This window comes from Paraburkholderia sp. (assembly GCF_028283785.1).
Lineage (GTDB): Bacteria > Pseudomonadota > Gammaproteobacteria > Burkholderiales > Burkholderiaceae > Paraburkholderia.
Genome location: NZ_JAPWKB010000019.1, coordinates 1,436,562 through 1,456,055 on the forward strand (window position 1 = coordinate 1,436,562; position 19,494 = coordinate 1,456,055).

The 19,494-nt window shown below is 62.5% G+C and carries 12 protein-coding genes and 2 tRNA genes; 5 read left to right on the forward strand and 9 right to left on the reverse strand.

Going from position 1 to position 19,494, the window contains the following annotated elements:
- Positions 1–35: 35 nt before the first annotated feature.
- The gene (purL, locus tag PW947_RS28625) at positions 36–4,130 is read right to left on the reverse strand and encodes a phosphoribosylformylglycinamidine synthase (RefSeq protein ID WP_299635730.1); all 4,095 of its coding nucleotides are present in this window, start codon (positions 4,128–4,130) and stop codon (positions 36–38) included.
- Between the two features lie 363 nt (positions 4,131–4,493).
- Between purL and PW947_RS28630 the strand changes: the two genes are divergently transcribed.
- From PW947_RS28630 to pgi, 3 genes are all read left to right on the forward strand, one after another.
- Positions 4,494–5,795, forward strand: coding sequence for an FAD-dependent oxidoreductase (locus tag PW947_RS28630; protein ID WP_299635732.1), 1,302 nt, complete (start codon positions 4,494–4,496; stop codon positions 5,793–5,795).
- A gap of 244 nt (positions 5,796–6,039) precedes the next feature.
- On the forward strand, positions 6,040–7,707 hold the full coding sequence (locus tag PW947_RS28635; RefSeq protein WP_299635734.1) for an NAD(P)H-hydrate dehydratase: 1,668 nt from the start codon (positions 6,040–6,042) through the stop codon (positions 7,705–7,707).
- 331 nt (positions 7,708–8,038) lie between these two features.
- On the forward strand, positions 8,039–9,664 hold the full coding sequence (gene pgi / locus PW947_RS28640; RefSeq protein WP_299635736.1) for a glucose-6-phosphate isomerase: 1,626 nt from the start codon (positions 8,039–8,041) through the stop codon (positions 9,662–9,664).
- A 62-nt stretch (positions 9,665–9,726) separates the two neighbouring features.
- Here the strand turns inward: pgi and PW947_RS28645 are convergent, their stop codons facing one another.
- Entirely contained in the window at positions 9,727–10,434 is a 708-nt protein-coding gene (locus PW947_RS28645) for an ABC transporter ATP-binding protein (RefSeq protein ID WP_299635738.1), read from the reverse strand.
- A 73-nt stretch (positions 10,435–10,507) separates the two neighbouring features.
- Between PW947_RS28645 and PW947_RS28650 the strand changes: the two genes are divergently transcribed.
- Both PW947_RS28650 and PW947_RS28655 read left to right on the forward strand, forming a co-directional pair.
- Positions 10,508–11,152 carry an arylesterase gene (locus tag PW947_RS28650; RefSeq protein WP_299636075.1) on the forward strand — a complete coding sequence of 215 codons (645 nt, stop codon included), beginning with the start codon at positions 10,508–10,510 and terminating at the stop codon, positions 11,150–11,152.
- Positions 11,153–11,274: 122 nt separating this feature from the next.
- Positions 11,275–11,616 carry a hypothetical protein gene (locus tag PW947_RS28655; protein ID WP_299635740.1) on the forward strand — a complete coding sequence of 114 codons (342 nt, stop codon included), beginning with the start codon at positions 11,275–11,277 and terminating at the stop codon, positions 11,614–11,616.
- A gap of 109 nt (positions 11,617–11,725) precedes the next feature.
- Here the strand turns inward: PW947_RS28655 and PW947_RS28660 are convergent, their stop codons facing one another.
- The 7 genes from PW947_RS28660 to clpP all read right to left on the reverse strand — a co-directional run bounded on the left by PW947_RS28660 (position 11,726) and on the right by clpP (position 19,360).
- Complete coding sequence (locus PW947_RS28660) at positions 11,726–13,663, reverse strand: SurA N-terminal domain-containing protein (RefSeq protein WP_299635742.1); 1,938 nt, start codon at positions 13,661–13,663, stop codon at positions 11,726–11,728.
- 86 nt (positions 13,664–13,749) lie between these two features.
- Positions 13,750–13,826, reverse strand: a tRNA-Asp gene (locus tag PW947_RS28665).
- A 58-nt stretch (positions 13,827–13,884) separates the two neighbouring features.
- Positions 13,885–13,960, reverse strand: a tRNA-Val gene (locus tag PW947_RS28670).
- A gap of 76 nt (positions 13,961–14,036) precedes the next feature.
- On the reverse strand, positions 14,037–14,309 hold the full coding sequence (locus tag PW947_RS28675) for an HU family DNA-binding protein (protein WP_007585907.1): 273 nt from the start codon (positions 14,307–14,309) through the stop codon (positions 14,037–14,039).
- 315 nt (positions 14,310–14,624) lie between these two features.
- Complete coding sequence (gene lon / locus PW947_RS28680) at positions 14,625–17,051, reverse strand: endopeptidase La (protein WP_299635777.1); 2,427 nt, start codon at positions 17,049–17,051, stop codon at positions 14,625–14,627.
- 183 nt (positions 17,052–17,234) lie between these two features.
- The gene (clpX, locus tag PW947_RS28685; protein WP_299635778.1) at positions 17,235–18,506 is read right to left on the reverse strand and encodes an ATP-dependent Clp protease ATP-binding subunit ClpX; all 1,272 of its coding nucleotides are present in this window, start codon (positions 18,504–18,506) and stop codon (positions 17,235–17,237) included.
- 200 nt (positions 18,507–18,706) lie between these two features.
- Positions 18,707–19,360 carry an ATP-dependent Clp endopeptidase proteolytic subunit ClpP gene (gene clpP, locus PW947_RS28690; protein WP_299635780.1) on the reverse strand — a complete coding sequence of 218 codons (654 nt, stop codon included), beginning with the start codon at positions 19,358–19,360 and terminating at the stop codon, positions 18,707–18,709.
- Positions 19,361–19,494: the final 134 nt, after the last annotated feature.

The following is a 19,494-nucleotide window of genomic DNA, read 5'->3' on the forward strand; positions in this document are numbered from 1 at the left end:
TGTTGCCAGCGGATCGAACCCGATCCGCCCGACCCTCAACCCAGCCAGCGACGCGCGTTCTGGAACACGCGCATCCACGGGCTGCCGTCGTTGTTGCCTTCGCTCCACGCTTGCGGCGCCCAGCTCATCTGCACCGTACGATGCACGCGCTCCGTGTGCGGCATCAACACCGTGAATCGGCCGTCGGCGGTCGTGACCGACGTGATGCCATCCGGCGAACCGTTCGGGTTGAACGGATACTGCTCCGTCGCCTGACCGCGATGATCGACGAAGCGCATCGCGACCGCGACTTTCGACGCATCGCCTTGCTGCGAGAAGTCGGCAAAGCCTTCACCGTGCGCGACGGCAACCGGAATGCGCGAACCTTCCATTCCGTTGAAGAAGATCGACGGCGACGATTGCACTTCGACCAGCGAGAAGCGCGCCTCGAATTTCTCCGACTTGTTGCGCGTGAACTTCGGCCACGCTTCCGCGCCCGGAATCATCGACGCGAGGCTGCTCAACATCTGGCAACCGTTACAGATGCCGAGCGCGAACGTGTCTTCACGACCGAAGAACGCCGCGAACATATCGGCGAGCTGCGCATTGAAACGGATGGTTTTCGCCCAGCCTTCGCCTGCACCCAGCACGTCGCCGTACGAGAAGCCGCCGCACGCAACCGCGCCCGCGAAATCGGCCAGCGTCGCGCGACCGGCCAGCAGATCGCTCATGTGCACGTCGTAAGCATCGAAGCCCGCGCGGTCGAATGCGTACGCGGTTTCGAGGTGCGAATTCACGCCCTGTTCACGCAGGATCGCGACACGCGGACGCGCGCCCTTGCCGATAAACGGCGCCGCCACGTCTTCCGACGGACTGAACGTCAGCACCGGCGTGATGCCCGGATCTGCTGCGTCGAGCAACACGTCGTATTCGGCGTCGGCACAGGCCGGATTGTCACGCAGACGCGAAATGCGCCAGCTCACTTCGCTCCACGCGCGGTGCAACTCGGCGCGCGGTGCGTCGTAGATCTTCTTCGCGTCGCGATAGATTTCGACGGTATCGCGATCGTTGAGCTTGCCGATCACGTGCGAGCACGCGGACAAACCATGCTCACGCAGCGCGCCCAGCACGAGATCGCGCTCGCTCGCGCGAACCTGGATCACCGCGCCGAGTTCTTCGTTGAACAGCGCGCGGATCGTGCGGTCTTCACGACGGCCGCTGGTCTGCTTCGTCCAGTCTTTCGCGTCGCCGTAATCGAATTCGTGATTCGGATCGAGCGTGAGCATATCGACGTTCAGCGACACGCCGACCCGACCCGCGAACGCCATTTCGCACACCGTCGCCCACAAGCCGCCGTCCGAACGGTCGTGATACGCGAGCAGCTTGCCGTCCGCGTTCAACGCCTGAATCGCCGCGAAGAAGCGCTTCAGGTCTTCTGCGTCGTCCACGTCGGGCACCGTGTCGCCGACCTGCTGCGTCACTTGCGCGAGAATGCTGCCGCCCAGACGATGCTTGCCGCGACCGAGATCGATTGCGATCAGCACGGAATCACCGGCTTCGTCCGCGCGACGCAGTTGCGGCGTCAGATGACGGCGCACGTCTTCGACCGGCGCGAATGCCGAGATGATCAGCGAGACCGGCGCGACGACTTCCTTCGCGACGCCCTGATCTTCCCACTTGGTGCGCATCGACAGCGAATCCTTGCCGACCGGAATGCTGATGCCCAGCGCCGGGCACAGTTCCATACCGATCGCCTTGACCGTGTCGTACAACGCCGCGTCTTCGCCGGCTGCGCCGCATGCGGCCATCCAGTTCGCGGACAGCTTGAGCTTGTCGAGCGACGCGATCGGTGCGGATGCGATGTTCGTCACCGCCTCGCCGACCGCCATGCGGCCCGACGCCGGTGCATCGATCACGGCCAGCGGCGTGCGCTCGGCCATCGTCATCGCTTCGCCGGTGAAACCGGCGTAGTCCATCGTGGTGATCGCGCAATCGGCGACCGGCACCTGCCACGGACCGACCATCTGGTCGCGCGCGGTCGTGCCGCCCACCGAGCGATCGCCGATCGTAATCAGGAACGACTTGCTGGCGACCGTCGGGTGACGCAGCACGCTCGTCGCGACCTCGGCCAGCACCACGTTAGTCACGTCCACCGGTTGCAGCGTCGTGACTTCGCGCTTCACGTCGCGATGCATCTTCGGCGCCTTGCCGAGCAGCACTTCCATCGGCATATCGACCGGCTGATGCACGTCGTCTTGCGCGTCCGCGTCGATCAGCTTCAGCTGACGCTCGGCGGTCGCGACGCCGACTACCGCGAACGGGCAACGCTCGCGTTCGCACATCGCCTCGAATTCGGGCAGATCGGACGGCGCAATGGCCAGCACATAACGCTCTTGCGCTTCGTTCGACCAGATTTCGCGCGGCGACAGACCGCTTTCTTCAAGCTGCACGTTACGCAACTGGAACACCGCGCCCTTGCCCGCGCCATCGACGACTTCCGGGAACGCGTTCGACAAACCGCCCGCGCCGACGTCGTGAATGCTCAGGATCGGGTTCTTGTCGCCGAGTTGCCAGCACGCGTTGATCACTTCCTGCGCGCGACGCTCGATTTCCGGATTGCCGCGTTGCACCGAGTCGAAGTCGAGTTCGGCGGTGTTCGTGCCGGTTGCCATCGAACTGGCCGCGCCGCCGCCCATGCCGATACGCATGCCCGGACCGCCGATCTGGATCAGCAGCGAGCCTTCCGGCAAGTCGTGCTTGTGCGTGTGCTGGTCGGAGATATTGCCGATACCACCGGCGATCATGATCGGCTTGTGATAGCCGCGCACGGTGCCCGCGACGTTCTGTTCGTACGTGCGGAAATAGCCGCCGAGATTCGGACGGCCGAACTCGTTATTGAATGCCGCGCCGCCGAGCGGACCGTCGATCATGATCTGCAACGGCGAAGCGATGCGATCCGGACGGCCGTAGGTTTCCGCCTGGTCGGACGGATTGCGATGACCGATGGGCTGCGCCGCGTCGCGCGCGTTTTCCCACGATTCGCGCGCATCCGGCAGATCGAGGTTCGACACCGTGAAGCCCGCGAGACCGGCCTTCGGACGCGCGCCGCGACCCGTCGCGCCTTCGTCGCGGATTTCGCCGCCCGCGCCGGTGGCCGCGCCCGGGAACGGCGAGATCGCCGTCGGGTGATTGTGCGTCTCGACCTTCATCAGCGTGTGCGTGAGTTCGGTGTGACGCTCGTAGTGTTCAGCCAGTTCGTTCGACGCGCTCGCGTCTTGCGACAGCTTGCGCGGGAACCAGCGTTCCGCGATGCCGCCCGCCATGATCGCCGAGTTGTCCGAGTACGCGACGATCGTGCCTTGCGGATTGAGCTTCTCGGTGTTGCGGATCATGTTGAACAGCGAGATGTCCTGCTTCTCGCCGTCGATGGTCCAGTCGGCGTTGAAGATCTTGTGACGGCAGTGTTCACTGTTGGCTTGCGCGAACATCATCAGTTCGACGTCGGTCGGATTGCGGCCGAGCGCCGTGAACGCGTTCACCAGATAGTCGATTTCGTCGTCGGCGAGCGCGAGCCCGAGTTCGCTGTTCGCGGCTTCGAGCGCGGTGCGGCCTTGCGTCAGCACGTCGACGGTTTGCAGCGGCCTGGCCGGCAGTTCGTCGAACAGATGCATCGCGTAATCGCGCGACGACGCGACGCTTTCGGTCATCCGGTCGTGCAACGCAGCGACTACCGCTGCGCGCGCTTCACCGGACAGCGCCTTCTTGCCGCCGACACCGAGCAGGCCGCTTTTCAGCGTGACCGTAAACTCGATGCCGCGCTCGATGCGCCGCACCTGCGAGAGGCCGCAGTGATGCGCGATGTCGGTGGCCTTGCTGGCCCACGGCGACACCGTGCCGAAACGCGGCACGACGAGGAAGGTTTCGCTTGCGCCGCGCTCCTTCGACTCGACGAAAGGATCGCCGTAATGCATCAAGGCTTCGATCTTCGCACTGTCGTCCGCGCTGAGCAGCGTTTGCGCGTTGACGAAATGCAGATACTGACCGCGTACGTCGACGATGCCGGCATCGATACGCGTCAGCGTGTCGAGCAGGCGGGTTTGACGGAAATCGGAAAGGGCCGAAGCGCCGGGGAAACACGAGAAGTGGGCCATGACTGGACGTTGCGTCGATGAGTCGCGCGTGCAGGCGACGTGAGGCGGAAGGAAGGACGGGATTATACCTTGTTAACCCCTCTCCACGCCCGTCTGGATGCGGTTTTGCACGTTTGGACACCATAATCGGACGCACCTGGCGCGCGTTCGCGGCAACCGTTCCGCGCCCCGTGCTCCGGCCTTCGCAAGCCGGTCCGGTGTGTCGATGCAGGCCCGACGCAGCCCCTCCGGGCACGTCGTTTGACTGCTATCATTCGGCCTTTCCACCACCCGTCGCCGGCGTGGGTTGCCGCTTGCGACGCATGCCACCTCCACGGGGAACGCCGGGTCTCGGTCACGCGCCCGGCAAATCGAATCAAAATCATGGATGTCATCGTCATTGGCGGCGGAATTGTCGGCGTCGCCACCGCTTACCAGTTGCGCGCGGCCGGTCACCGGGTGTGCGTCGTCGAGCGCCACGCGACCGTCGCCCAGGGCGCCACGTATGGCCACGGCGGCACCGTGCTGCCCACGCCGCTCGACGCCTGGTTCGGTCCGACGTTCATGCAAAGCCGCCAGGCCGCGAAAAGCGGCGTGATCCGCAAGACGGGCTTCAACCGTCCCGCGCGCGACTTCATCAAACAGCTCGCCACGTTGCAGGAACCGGACGCGTTCGTTCGTCAGTACACGCATCTGCGCGCGCTCGCCGAGGCATCGCGCGACACGATGGCCGATATCGAAAGCCGCTTCGGCCTCGAATTCGAACAGGCGAGCGGCGTGTTGCATCTGGTCCGCTCGGCGCAGGAGTGGGAGCAATGTCAGCCCGCGCTCGATCTGCTGCGTCAATTCGAAGTACCCCATCACGTGATGACGCCGGACGAATGCGCGAGGTTCGAGCATTCGGTGCCGACCGATCCGCCGTTCGCCGGCGGCGTGCTGTTCGAACAGGAACGCACCGCCAATTGCCCGCTGTTCGCCAAGCTGGTCAAGCAGACGCTCGACGCGCAAGGCGGCGTGCAGTTCGTGCTGGGCCGCGAGGTGACCGCCATCCGGCTCGAAAACGGACGTCCGGGCGTCGAACTCGCGCCGCGCGAAGGCGAATCGGGCAAGTCGCGCGAAGTCGATGTGATTCACGGCGATGCGGTCGTGATCGCGGCCGGTTACGGCAGCGTGTCGCTGCTCGAACAGTTCGATCTGCGCTTGCCGTTTCATCCGTTGCGAGTGCACGCGCTGGCCGCGCCCATCGCGCATGAAGAATTCGCGCCGCACGTCGCGATCGTCGATTCGGTCAAACGCATCGCGATCACGCGGATGAATCATCGTTTGCGGATCGCGGGCGGCGGCGTGTTGCAACCGGTCGCGCAGATCGACAAGCCGCTCGGCGAATCGCTGACCAAGGAAGCGCTCGCGCTGCTCGGTCAGGCCACGCACGACTGGGTGCCGGGCGCCGCGAAAATCTCCGCGGCGTTGCCGTGGGAAGGCATCAAGCTGTTGTCGCCGGACGGTCTGGGCGTGATCGGCAATGCGGTGCATCCCAAACTGTTCCTGAACGTCGGGCATGGACCGACGGGATGGGGACTCGCGTGCGGCGCGGGCAAGGTGATCGCGGATCTCGTGTCGGGCGTCGCCAGCGAATTGCCGGCGGATACGCTCGCCGCGTTCAGCGCCGCACGCTTCGCGCACTGATCGCGGAGCGCGTCCACCGGACGTCGGATCGGCGGCAATCCAGACAGCGACCCGAGCGGCGGCCGGAACAGTGACCGCAGCCGTGTCCGGAACAACCGCAGGAACTTCGCACCGGTCCGGCCGATCGTAAAGGCATGCACGCGCGCACGCCGCGCTGTGCGAAGATCGATACAGTCCGCTTTTTGCCACGTTTTCGCCGCTGCCCGCCCATTCACGCGCTCTGCCGCTTTTGCCCGGTGTCGCCATGACCGATGCGCTTTCCGCCGCCACGCCCGATTCCGCCACGCTCGTCAGTCCACACGATCGCCCGCTTCCGCTGCTGTCCGTCGAAACCCTACGCACGCTCGAACGCGACGCCGCCGCCACGCTCCCGCCGCACACGCTGATGGCGCGCGCCGGTCGCGCGGCCGCCCGCTTTCTCGCCGAACAGATTGCGCACGACGGTTCGGTCGATGCCGCCCATCCGGTGTGGATCGTCGCCGGGCCCGGCAATAACGGCGGCGACGCGCTGGTGGTCGCGACGGTGCTGCATCGGGCGGGGATTGCCGTCGAGGTCTGCATGCCGTCCGACGTCAAACCCGACGACGCGCAGTGGGCACTCGCCGAAGCCGTGTCCGCGGGCGTATCGATCGTCACGACCGCGCCCGAAACCTTCGACGACCACGGCTGGCTGGTGGACGGCATGTTCGGCATCGGTCTGACGCGTCCGCTCGACGGCGTGTTCGCGACGCTCGCCGGACGCATGGCCGTGCGCGCCCGGACCCACGGCCGCGTGCTCGCGCTCGACGTGCCGAGCGGCCTCGACAGCGACACCGGCAACGTCGTCGATCAGGGCGCGGCGGTGCGCGCGACCCATACGGTCACGTTCATCGGCGCGAAACCGGGATTGTTCATGGCATCGGGCCGCGATCTGGCGGGCACGGTGACGGTCGCGCCGATCGGACTCGGCGCGGGCGAGCAGGTTGACGTGGGCAACACTGACCACGCCGACGACGATGCCGCGGCTAGCACCACCGCGGCCGCCACGACCGGTGCCACGCTCATCGCCAGGGCCGCGACACTCAGCGCGCCGGGCCTGTTCGCCACGCATTTTCCGCCGCGCGATTTCTCGACCAACAAAGGCAGCTTCGGCAGTCTCGCCGTGGTCGGCGGCGCGACCGGCATGTGCGGTGCGCCGATCCTCGCCGCGCGCGCCGCGCTCTACACAGGCGCGGGCAAGGTCCATGTCGCATTGCTCGGCGCGGGCGCACCGCCCTACGATCCGCCGCATCCGGAACTGATGCTGCATCACGTCGACGACGTGCCGCTCGCCACGATGGACGCACTGTCGATCGGTTGCGGAATGGGTCACGAAGATCGCGCGACGCGCGTGCTGCATGACGCGTTGGCGCTCGACATCCCCAAACTGCTCGACGCCGACGCGCTGAACCTGATCGCGAACGATGCGTCGCTGGCCGCTCAGGTCAAGGCGCGCGGCGAGCAAGGCGATCCGTGCGTGCTGACGCCGCATCCGCTCGAAGCGGCGCGCCTGCTCGGCGTCGATACGAAAACCGTGCAACGCGATCGCATCGCCGCCGCCCGCGATCTCGCGACGCGCTACGCAAGCGTCGTCGTACTGAAAGGCACGGGCACGATCGTTGCCGCGCCCGATGGCCGTCTCGCGATCAATCCCACCGGCAATGCCGCGCTCGCGACGGGCGGCACGGGCGATGTACTCGGCGGCATCATCGGTGCCTTGATGGCGCAACGCGTGCCGCGCTACGAGGCCGCGCTCGCGGGCGTTTATCTGCACGGCCTCGCCGCCGATGCGCTGACCGCGCAAGGCGACGGCCCCGCCGGATTGACGGCCGGCGAACTCGCGCCGATGGTGCGTCGCCTGCTCAACCGGCTGTTCTATCCGATCCGTCATTAAGCCGTTCTCCAGTCCTTCAGATCGAGCACCCGAAATGCAGGCAAGCCGCGCGCGAATCACCCCGCACGGCCGTGCATTCAACGCTGAAAGCCAACCGTCAAACACCGCCGCGTCCCGTGCGCGCTGCGTCGCGCTTGCAGCAAAGGTCGGTATACTGATTGTCTGCGCCGCAGCGCCACGCCTGGCCGGACATGAACCGCTCATCGTGCCGACATCAACCGTCGCCACACTACGGACACCATGAAAAACCAGCGCGGCTTTGCATCAGCCGCGGCCGCATCAGACATCCACCCAAGGCAGCACGCATCACGCTGCTCTCATTAGGACGGTTATGACGACGCAGAATTCGCTCCCTTCCTGGGCCTCGCTGCAAGCGCATTACGAGTCGGTTCGCGATGCGCATATGCGCGACTGGTTCGCACCGGCGAACGACCCCGCCCCGACCCGCGCCGAACGTTTTCTGTTCGCGGGCGGCGGCCTTGCAGCCGACTTTTCGAAAAACCGCATCACCGACGCCACGCTCGAGCTGCTCGTCAAGCTTGCCCGCGAAGCCGGCGTCGAGAAGCGCCGCGACGCGATGTTCGCCGGTGACGTGGTCAACCCGACCGAAGGCCGCGCTGCGTTGCACACGGCCTTGCGCGCCACCGATCCGAACGCGCCGTTCCACGCGCAGATCGCCGCCGAGCGCGCGAAGATGGCCGCGTTCGCCGACCAGGTGCGCAGCGGCAAATGGACCGGCTATACCGGCAAGCGGATTCGTTACGTGGTGAACATCGGGATCGGCGGTTCGGACCTCGGTCCGAAGATGGTCGTCCACGCGCTGCATCATCTCGCCACGCCGGACATCACGACGCACTTTGTGTCGAACGTGGACGGCGCCGATCTGTATCGCGTCATGCAGCAGATCGACCCCGAAGAGACGCTCGCGATCATCGTGTCGAAGACCTTCACGACGCTGGAAACGATGACCAACGCGCGCTCGCTGCGCGACTGGTTCGTCCAGAAAGGCTGTCCGGAAAACGCGCTGGCGAGACACTTCGTCGGCGTGTCGGCGAACCCGTCCGAAGTGGTCAAGTTCGGCATCGCGAAAGAAAACGTGTTCGAGATGTGGGATTGGGTCGGCGGGCGTTACTCGCTGTGGTCGGCGGTCGGTCTGTCGATCATGATCGCGATCGGCCCGGACCAGTTCGGCGAGCTGCTCGCAGGCGCGAACGACATGGACCAGCATTTCCGCGACGCACCGCTGGAGAAGAATCTGCCGGTGCTGCTGGGCATGATCGGCGTGTGGTATCGCAACTTCTTCGGCTCGCAAAGCTACCTGGTCGCGCCGTATTCGGAAGCGCTGCATTATCTGCCGTCGTATCTGCAGCAGCTCGAAATGGAGAGCAACGGCAAGTCGGCGCGCCTAGACGGCAAGATGGTCGATTATCCGACCTCGGCCGTGACCTGGGGCGAGCCGGGCACGAACGGCCAGCATGCGTTTTTCCAGATGCTGCATCAAGGCCCGACCATCGTGCCGATTGACTTCGTGGCCGTGCTGACGCCGGAACATCCGCTGGGCGATCATCATCCGAAGCTGCTGGCCAACTGCTTTGCGCAAAGCGAAGCGCTGATGCTTGGCCGCACGCTCGAAGAAGCGAAGAAAGTGGCCGGTCCGGACAAGCCGGAACTCGCGCCGCATCTGGTATTCCCCGGCAACCGTCCGACCAGCACGCTGCTGGTCGACGCGCTGACCGCGCGCTCGCTGGGTGCGCTGATTGCGCTGTACGAGCACAAGGTGCTGGTGCAGGCGTCGGTGTGGAATATCAACCCGTTCGATCAATGGGGCGTCGAGCTGGGCAAGATTCTCGGCAAGGTGGTCGAGGCGGATCTGACGGCCGCGAGCGTCGATGCATCGAAGCACGATTCGTCCACTTCGGCGTTGATCGCACGCGCGCGCAAGGCGCTGCAGAAGTGATCTGATTGCCCACGGGTACGCAGGCGCATCAAACAGAAACGGGCCGAACGCGGCCCGTTTTCTTATGCCTGCACCGATACCGACGGTATCAGCTTGCCCGCTTCGATCGTCACCGTCGAATCGCAACGACGCGCAAGCTCCGAGTCGTGCGTGACGAGAATCAGCGTTGCGCCGTTCGCCCGATTCATCTCGAACATCAGATCGATCACCGCGTGGCCCGTGGCCGCATCGAGACTGCCCGTGGGCTCGTCCGCGAACAGGATGGCCGGATGCGTGACGAACGCCCGTGCCAGCGCAACGCGTTGCTGCTCGCCGCCGGACAGCAGCTTCGGATAATGCGACGTACGCGCGCCGAGGCCGACCTGTTCGAGCAGACGACGCGCACGATCGGCCGCTTCGCGCGAACTGATGCCGCCTTGCAATTCCAGCGGCAACGTGACGTTTTCGAGCGCGGTCAGATGCGGCATCAGTTGAAACGACTGGAACACGAATCCGACCGAGCCGCTGCGCAATGCCGCGCGCTGGTCTTCGTTCAGTTCGCCGAGTTCGTGGCCGAGCAGACGAACCGAGCCGGAGCTTGCGCTGTCCAAACCCGCAAGCAGGCCGAGCAAGGTGGACTTGCCCGAACCCGACGCGCCGACGATCGCCACGCGGCTCCCGGCATCGATCGAAAGATCGATATGATCGAGAATCGTCAGTTCTCCCGTCGCATCCTTAACCCTTTTGCACAAACCCCGCACTTCGATGACTGGATCAGTTTTCTTTTGCATGTGGCAGCGTAGGTTGAAAGTGCCCTTCGGCTTGAAGGTTCTGAAAGTCGCGACGCTCGGCCTCGCGATCACGATGTCGGCCGGGGGCGCTCACGCCGCGAACACCGCAACGGCCGCCGCCAGCGCGGCGCCCTCGCAACCCGGCAATCCGGCCAAACCGGTGATCGTCGTGCTCGGCGACAGCATTTCCGCCGAATACGGCCTGAAGCGCGACAGCGGCTGGGTTGCGTTGATGCGCACGCGGCTCGCCAATGAGCGTTTCGATTATAGCGTCGCCAATGCCAGCATCAGCGGCGACACGACGAGCGGCGGACTGGCCCGCTTGCCGGCGTTGATGCAACGGCTCAAACCTGCGGTGGTGATCGTCGAACTGGGCGCCAACGACGCGCTGCGCGGCGTGCCGCTCGCCACCACGCAAGATAATTTGCGCACAATCGTCGAACAGGCGCAGCACGGACACGCAAAAGTGGTATTGGTGGGCATGTACGTCCCACCTAACTACGGCCCGGACTACACGCAAAAGTTTCATGGCGTCTACGTCGATCTATCCAGGCAGTTCAGCACTTCGTTGGTGCCGTTTCTGCTCGCCGGCATCGAGAACAAACCGGACATGTTCCAGCCGGATCAGATTCATCCAACGGAACAGGCACAGCCCGTGCTACTGGACAACGTGTGGCCAACTTTGAAGCCACTCCTTCGCCCTGCTTCCACGCGCTGAAACGCGAGCTAACAACGTGTTACGAAATTAGCGGAACACCTGCTGGCTGGGACGCTCTGACTGGTTCGCCACGATGCAGCCTTCCCGGCTCGTTTCAAGTGCTTTTCTGAGGAGATAATGACGTGAAATATCTACCGCTTGTCGCTTTGACCGTGGCAATTTCCGCCTGTGCTGCGCAACCGCCGGCCGGCGTCCAGTCTGTTGGCACCAGCCAGCAGCCCCCGAAAGCTGTCGCCACCTGCATCGCACAAAAGTGGGCGGATGGCACCCAGCAGCAAGTCGTGATGCAAGACACGCTCGCCAACGATCAGGCGATGGACGTGTTCGTGCCGGGTCAACAACCGCCTAGCGGCGCGGCTGCCGTGGTTCGTCCGGACTATTCCGGCAAGGGCACGTGGGTTGGTTTCCGTGCAAACGGCGGCGCCGGCAGTGAAGCAACCGGCGCGATCAGCGGCTGCCTGTAAGAGCCTCCTGCCTGCACTTATTGCTGGATGCGGCGTCAGCGCCGCAAACAAAAAAGCCCTGCATGTTCATGCAGGGCTTTTTTTTAACTGAACGCCGTATTGCGCGTTTTTAGTCGTCGCTGGACGACGGCGCCGGACTGTCGGTCGAGCCGTAGAACTTGATCTTCGCGCGCGCCTTCAGCGCTTGCAGATACGCTTCGGCCTGCGACTGCGCAGCCACCTGGGCGATCTGCTGCTGCGCGCCGGCGAGGCGTTGCGCATCGACCGTCGCACCCGGCAAAACCGCATTCACGCGATAGATTGCATAGCCGTCCGCACCGAGGTCGACACCCACATAGGCCGGCAATTTCTGCGCATCGACCTTGTAGATTGCGCTCAATGCTGCGGGCGGCACGCCTTGCGCATCGTTACGCGACACTTTCAGCGGCGACGAGAAACCCGCCGTGGTCTTCGACTTCTGGAAGTCGGCCAGCTTCGCTTCACCGTCCTTGCGCGCCGCTTCAACCGATTGCTGCGCGATCACCTTCGTACGCACGGCATCCTTCACCGTGTCGAACGCAGGAACGGCTGCGGCCTTGAAGTCCGTCACGTGCGCGGCGATCAGCGTGCTGTTGCCGACGTCGATGGCCTGCGTGTTGTTGCGATTCTTCACTGCATCGTCGGCGAACACGGCCGTCAGGAACTTCGCATTGTTCAGCGGGCTATCCGCGGGCAACGACGCGTTCGGCTGCGGCGTGACCGTGGCCGTCTGAACCTGGAGCTTGTACTTGTCGGCGGCCGGTTGCAGGCTCTTGGCCTGCTCGTAGACGGTGGACGTAAAACCGTCCGCGCCTTCCGTGTATGCCTTCGTGGCCTGTTGCGACTTCACGTCTTTCGCGATCGCGGCTTTGACTTCGTCGAACGGCTTCGTCACCGACGGCTTCACGTCCGTCACCTTGACGATGTGATAGCCGAAATCGGTCTGGACGATACCGCTGACTTCGTCTTTCTTCAGCGCGAAAACCGCGTCGTCGAATGCCTTGCCGCCAGCGATCATCCCGCGGCTGAAGTAACCGAGATCACCGCCCTTCGACGCCGAACCCGGATCTTGCGATTCCTTCGACGCGATTTGCGCGAACTGGTCCGGATGAGCCTTCACTTCGGCGAGGACAGCGTCGGCCTTCTGCCTGGCCTTGTCCTTGTCGGCTGCGCTCGCATCCTTCGGCGCGGCGATCAGGATGTGGCTCGCGCGCACTTCGCCGTCGGTACGATAGTGGGCGATGTTGTCGTCGTAGTACTTCTTGACGTCGGCGTCCGTGGGTTGCACGGTGGCCGCGACCGCAGCCGGCGACATCACCAGATACTGGATCGTCGCGGTTGCCGGCGTAGCGAAGTCGTTGCGATGCGCGTCGTAGTAAGCCTGCAACTGCGCGTCGGTCGGCGCGATTTTCGCCGCGTAGTCGCGCGGATGAAGCGCGATACCTTGCACTTCGCGCTGCTGGTCGGCGAGTTCGGTCAGATGCTGGGCGAGTGTCTTCGACGTGAACGCGGTGCCTTGCACGGCGGCCGGCAACTGCTGCGTCGCGATGCTGTAACGGACGCGCTCGTCGTATTGATCTGGCGTCATGCCCTGCATGGCGAGCAATTGCTTGTAGCGCTCGACGTCGATCGATCCGTCAGGATTCTTCAGCGACGAAATGATGGGATCGTTGAGCAGCACGCGACGCACTGCGTCGTCGGATGCGGTCAGATGCAAGCGCTGCGTTTCGTCGGCCAGCACACGTTGCTCGATCAAACCATCGAGCATGTCCTGACGACGCTCCGGCGTATTGAACGCCTTCATGTCGAACTGGGCGCCGAGCATTTGCCGCGCACGATCCAGTTGCTGACGCATCGCGTCGTCGTACTCGGCACGGGTGATCTTGTGACCGTTGACGCTCGCGACGTTGGCGCTTTCATCGAAGAAGCCGCGGAAGCCCTGAATCCCCACAAAACCCAACCCCGGCACAATGACCAGGATGAGCATGAACATCATCAGGCGTTTATGATTGCGGAAAAAATCGAGCATGCGTGAGGGATGCCAAAAACAGAACGCCCGATCTTACAACAGCGGGCAATAAAAAAGGCGAACCGTAGTTCGCCTTTCGAGGATACTGGCGGAGTGGACGGGACTCGAACCCGCGACCCCCGGCGTGACAGGCCGGTATTCTAACCGACTGAACTACCACTCCTTAAACTGCAGCACTGATTGTCACTGTGCCTGATGCTTGACCTGCATGAACCTGGAACTGGTGGGTGCTGAGAGGCTCGAACTCCCGACCTACGCCTTGTAAGGGCGCCGCTCTACCAACTGAGCTAAGCACCCGCTCCGCGGTTCATTTCGCTACTTCATTTCACGTTTGCTTGGTTTAGAAGCGCTGTGCCGTGAAGCAGAGAGGGCATTAGTTTAGCGCATCCTTTAGGGCTTTGCCAGGCCTAAATTTAGGAACCTTGGCTGCCTTGATCTTGATAGCGGCACCCGTGCGCGGATTGCGTCCCGTGCGAGCGGTGCGCTTACCGACCGCAAACGTACCGAAGCCCACCAGCGTCACCGAACCACCCTTCTTCAACGTGCCCTTCACCCCACCGATCACTGCATCGAGCGCACGTCCTGCCGCTGCTTTCGAAATGTCGGCCTGCTGTGCGATGTGATCGATCAGTTCCGTCTTGTTCATTCCAAGCCCCCGAGAATGTTATTGCGCAAATCGTGCCGGCTGCTCTGCAGCGCGCCTTCGTGACACGGCACGGCAAAGATGCCGAGCCAGCCAATTAGAATTGGCCGAAACCCTTGTGTCAAGCGGGGTTGAGCCGGATGGAGGGGGCCTGGCGACGCGTTTTCGGTCACCAGATATTGCCGTGGATCGATGCGCGCACAACCATCGAACTTCGCGCAGCATGAACTCAAAGCGTTTAACTATTGCGTTCGCGCAAAGAAAAAGCCCGCGGACGAAACCGCGGGCTTGATGTCAGGCAACAACCGTTAAAGATGCTTAATGCTTGACGACTTCCGTCGTCGTGCCGCCTTCTTTCGCCGCATCTGCTGCAACGGGAGCAGCCTTCGGTTCTTCTTCGACGATGGGCTGCGGTACACGTTCGAGCGCGAGTTCGAGCACCTTGTCGATCCAGCGGACCGGCACGATTTCGATAGCGTTCTTCACGTTGTCCGGAATGTCCGTCAGATCCTTGACGTTCTCTTCCGGAATCAGCACCAGCTTGATGCCGCCGCGATGCGCCGCGAGCAACTTCTCTTTCAACCCACCGATCGGCAGCACCTCGCCACGCAGCGTGATTTCACCCGTCATCGCGACATCAGCGCGAACCGGAATGCCGGTCAGCACCGACACCAGCGCCGTGGTCATCGCGATACCGGCGGACGGACCGTCCTTCGGCGTCGCGCCTTCCGGCACGTGGATGTGAATGTCCCGCTTCTCGAACGCTTCGTCCTTCACGCCCAGACGGAGCGAACGCGAACGAACCACCGAGCGCGCCGCTTCCACGGATTCCTTCATCACGTCACCGAGCGAACCCGTGCGAATCACGTTGCCCTTACCCGGCATCACCGCAGCTTCGATGGTCAGCAGATCGCCGCCCACTTCCGTCCACGCGAGACCCGTGACCTGGCCAACCTGATTTTCCTTGGCAGCCAGACCGAAGTCGTACTTGCGCACGCCGAGGAACGTATCGAGATTGCCGCCGTCGACCTTCACCGCGCCTTCCGCCTTCTTCAGCAGAAGCATCTTCACGACCTTGCGGCAGATCTTCGAAATTTCACGCTCGAGCGAACGAACGCCCGCTTCACGCGTGTAGTAACGAATGATGTCGCGGATCGCGGTTTCAGTCACATCGACCTCGCCTTCCTTGAGGCCGTTGTTCTTCTTTTGCTTGGGCAAAAGATAACGTTGCGCGATGCTGACCTTCTCGTCTTCCGTGTAACCCGACAGACGGATCACTTCCATCCGGTCGAGCAACGGCGGCGGGATATTCAGCGAGTTCGACGTCGCCACGAACATCACGTCCGACAGGTCGAAGTCGACTTCGACGTAGTGGTCGGCGAACGTATGGTTCTGTTCCGGATCGAGCACTTCCAGCAATGCCGACGACGGATCGCCGCGGAAATCCATACCCATCTTGTCGACTTCGTCGAGCAGGAAGAGCGGATTACGCACGCCGACCTTGGTCAGGCTTTGCAGGATCTTGCCCGGCATCGAACCGATATACGTCCGGCGGTGACCGCGGATTTCCGCTTCGTCACGCACGCCACCGAGCGCCATCCGCACGAACTTGCGGTTCGTCGCACGCGCGATGGACTGACCCAGCGACGTCTTACCGACACCCGGAGGCCCAACGAGGCACAGGATCGGCGCCTTGACCTTCTCGACACGTTGCTGGACCGCGAGATACTCGAGAATGCGCTCTTTCACTTTCTCGAGACCAAAGTGGTCTTCGTCGAGCACGCGTTCCGCATTCGACAGGTCGTTGTTGACCTTGCTCTTCTTGCGCCACGGCAAGCCGATCAACGTGTCGATGTAGTTACGCACGACCGTCGCTTCCGCCGACATCGGCGACATCAGCTTGAGCTTTTTCAGCTCCGCGTCGGCCTTCTTCTTCGCTTCCTTCGGCATGCGCGCGGCGGTGATGCGCTTCTCGAGTTCTTCGAGATCCGCACCTTCTTCACCTTCGCCCAGTTCCTTCTGGATCGCCTTGACCTGTTCGTTCAGGTAGTACTCGCGCTGACTCTTTTCCATCTGACGCTTAGACACGCGTCCACGGATGCGCTTTTCGACCTGAAGGATGTCGATCTCGGCTTCGAGTTGCGCGAGCAGATGCTCGAGGCGCTCGATGACCGGGAACATCTCGAGGATGTGCTGCTTCTGGTCGAGCTTCAGCGGAAGATGCGCGGCGATCGTGTCGGCCAGTCGGCCGGCTTCGTCGATACCCGACAACGAGGTCAGGATTTCCGGCGGGATCTTCTTGTTGAGCTTCACGTACTGATCGAACTGCGACACGATCGCGCGACGCAGCGCTTCAGTTTCAGCGCTGTCGGCGTGGTCGGGTTCGAGCGGCATGACTTCGCACGAGAACTGGGTTTCCTGTTCTTCGATCGAAATCGTCTTGGCGCGCTGCAAGCCTTCGACGAGCACCTTCACGGTGCCGTCCGGCAGCTTCAGCATTTGCAGGATGTTGGCGATACATCCCACTTCGTACATGTCTTTTTCAGTCGGCTCGTCTTTCGCCGCGGTCTTTTGAGCGACCAGCATGATGTGCTTGCCGCCCTCCATCGCCACTTCGAGGGCCTTGATGGATTTCGGGCGCCCCACGAAGAGCGGGATCACCATGTGCGGGAAAACTACGACATCACGCAGCGGGAGCAGCGGAAGCGTGGTGTGTTCCGGCGGGAGGAGTTGGGTTCCTGACATTTCATTTCCCCATGAATGGAATCAAGTCGTTCAGTAATTAAGGCCGGCAGAAACAATTGCAAGCCTAAGCGCGTGGGAAAAGTTCAGTGACACCAAAAAAGAGTCCGTCGTAACCACACGATAAACGAAAAAAGCCGTTCACGTTGCCATGAACGGCTTTTTTTGCAAATCGCGGAAAGCCGATCAGTTCGAACCCGCGACCTTTGGTGCGTCTTCGTAGATCAGCAACGGTTTGCCGTCGCCGTCGATGACGTTGTCGTCGATGATGACCTTACTGACGCCTTTCATCGTTGGCAACTCATACATAACGTCAAGCAACGCCTGTTCCAGTATCGAACGCAGACCGCGTGCACCCGTTTTACGGCGAATCGCCTTGCGTGCAACTGCCTGCAATGCGGCCGGGCGGATTTCCAGCTCGACCCGTTCCATACCGAACAGCTTGTGATACTGCTTGACCAGCGCGTTCTTCGGCTCGACGAGAATCGTCATCAACGCGGCTTCGTCCAGCTTGCCAAGCGTTGCGACCACCGGCAGACGACCGATCAACTCCGGAATCAGACCGAACTTGATCAGATCTTCCGGCTCGGTTTCGCGCAGCACTTCGCCCGCGTCGCGTTCCTGCTTGCTCTTGACGCTCGCGCCGAAACCAATGCCCGTCTTTTCCGTACGATCGACGATCACCTTTTCGAGGCCGTCGAAAGCGCCACCGCAGATAAACAGGATGTTCGTCGTGTCGACCTGGATGAAATCCTGGTTCGGATGCTTGCGACCGCCTTGGGGCGGCACCGACGCCATCGTGCCCTCGACGAGCTTCAGCAGCGCTTGCTGAACGCCCTCGCCCGACACGTCGCGCGTGATGGACGGGTTGTCGGATTTACGGCTGATCTTGTCGATTTCGTCGATGTAGACAATGCCGCGCTGCGCTTTGTCGACTTCGTAATTGCAGTTCTGCAGCAGCTTCTGAATGATGTTTTCGACGTCTTCACCGACATAACCGGCTTCGGTCAACGTCGTTGCGTCGGCAATCACGAACGGCACGTTCAGAAGACGTGCAAGCGTCTGCGCGAGCAAGGTCTTGCCGGAACCCGTCGGGCCGATCAGCAGGATGTTGCTCTTCGACAGCTCGATTTCGTCTTTCTTGTCGAGGTGCTTCAGGCGCTTGTAGTGGTTGTACACCGCTACCGCGAGGATTTTCTTCGCGCGTTCCTGGCCGATCACGTATTGATCGAGGATTTCGCGGATTTCCTGCGGACTCGGCAGATCGGACTTGGACAAGCCCGCTTCGATACCCGCACCGGCAGCTTCGTCGCGGATGATTTCGTTGCACAGGTCGATACATTCATCGCAGATGAATACCGACGGGCCGGCAATCAGTTTCTTGACTTCATGCTGGCTCTTGCCGCAAAACGAGCAATACAACAGCTTTTCGCTGTTAGAACCTTTTTTGTCCGCCATAGATGTGTGAGCCTCCGGACACTCGATTACATAATACGCCGTTTGCTGTCGCCCCGCCGACGCTGAGGACGAGCTGGACTTAACGGCGTTTGCCGCAGGCGCTCGGACGAATGTTGATTATTTCACAACCGTTCCGACAGCGTTTTTGCCCCTATTCACCACTGGGTTTCAGTGGCTGGAAAGGGCAAAAACGAACGGGATCACGGGCGTTTGTGCAGCACCTGATCGACCAGACCGTATGCCTGAGCGTCGTCGCCGGACATGAAGTTGTCGCGGTCGGTGTCGCGGGCGATACGTTCGACCGGTTGGCCGGTGTGATGCGCGAGCAGCTGGTTCAGACGCTCTTTCAGGTACAGGATTTCGCGTGCCTGAATTTCGATGTCCGACGCCTGACCGCGGGCGCCGCCCAACGGCTGGTGGATCATGACGCGCGCGTTGGGCAGCGTGAAACGCTTACCCTTTGCGCCCGCGGCCAGCAGGAATGCACCCATGCTGGCGGCAAGGCCCATACACAGCGTCGATACATCGGGCTTGATGAACTGCATCGTGTCGTAAATCGCCATACCGGCCGACACCGATCCGCCCGGGCTGTTGATGTACAGGCTGATGTCCTTGTCCGGATTTTCGCTTTCCAGGAACAGCAACTGCGCGACGACGAGGTTCGCGGTCTGGTCGTTGACTTCGCCGACCAGAAACACCACGCGCTCCTTCAGCAGACGCGAGTAGATATCGTACGAACGCTCACCGCGGCCGCTCGTTTCCACGACGATCGGCACGAGTCCGAGCGCCTGCGCTTCGAGGTCCCGATCCCGTTGGGAGGTCATCGTGTCCAGCATTTGAGCGCGAAAGGTCATGCAATGGATCCTTTGTCTGGAAATATTATTCGTACTGGACAAGTGAGTCCGGCGGCGCGGTATTCAAGTGCGCAACCCCAGCGCAAGCCGCGCAAATACACAGGCGCGGCCACACAGCACAAAAAAACGGCGTG

Coding starts and splice junctions, on each gene's coding strand:
- PW947_RS28635 (WP_299635734.1), top strand. CDS start 6,040: ATGACCGATGCGCTTTCCGCCGCCACGCCCGATTCCGCCACGCTCGTC.
- PW947_RS28650 (WP_299636075.1), top strand. CDS start 10,508: ATGTCGGCCGGGGGCGCTCACGCCGCGAACACCGCAACGGCCGCCGCC.
- pgi (WP_299635736.1), top strand. CDS start 8,039: ATGACGACGCAGAATTCGCTCCCTTCCTGGGCCTCGCTGCAAGCGCAT.
- PW947_RS28645 (WP_299635738.1), bottom strand. CDS start 10,434: ATGCAAAAGAAAACTGATCCAGTCATCGAAGTGCGGGGTTTGTGCAAA.
- clpP (WP_299635780.1), bottom strand. CDS start 19,360: ATGACCTTTCGCGCTCAAATGCTGGACACGATGACCTCCCAACGGGAT.
- purL (WP_299635730.1), bottom strand. CDS start 4,130: ATGGCCCACTTCTCGTGTTTCCCCGGCGCTTCGGCCCTTTCCGATTTC.
- PW947_RS28660 (WP_299635742.1), bottom strand. CDS start 13,663: ATGCTCGATTTTTTCCGCAATCATAAACGCCTGATGATGTTCATGCTC.
- PW947_RS28630 (WP_299635732.1), top strand. CDS start 4,494: ATGGATGTCATCGTCATTGGCGGCGGAATTGTCGGCGTCGCCACCGCT.
- clpX (WP_299635778.1), bottom strand. CDS start 18,506: ATGGCGGACAAAAAAGGTTCTAACAGCGAAAAGCTGTTGTATTGCTCG.
- PW947_RS28675 (WP_007585907.1), bottom strand. CDS start 14,309: ATGAACAAGACGGAACTGATCGATCACATCGCACAGCAGGCCGACATT.
- lon (WP_299635777.1), bottom strand. CDS start 17,051: ATGTCAGGAACCCAACTCCTCCCGCCGGAACACACCACGCTTCCGCTG.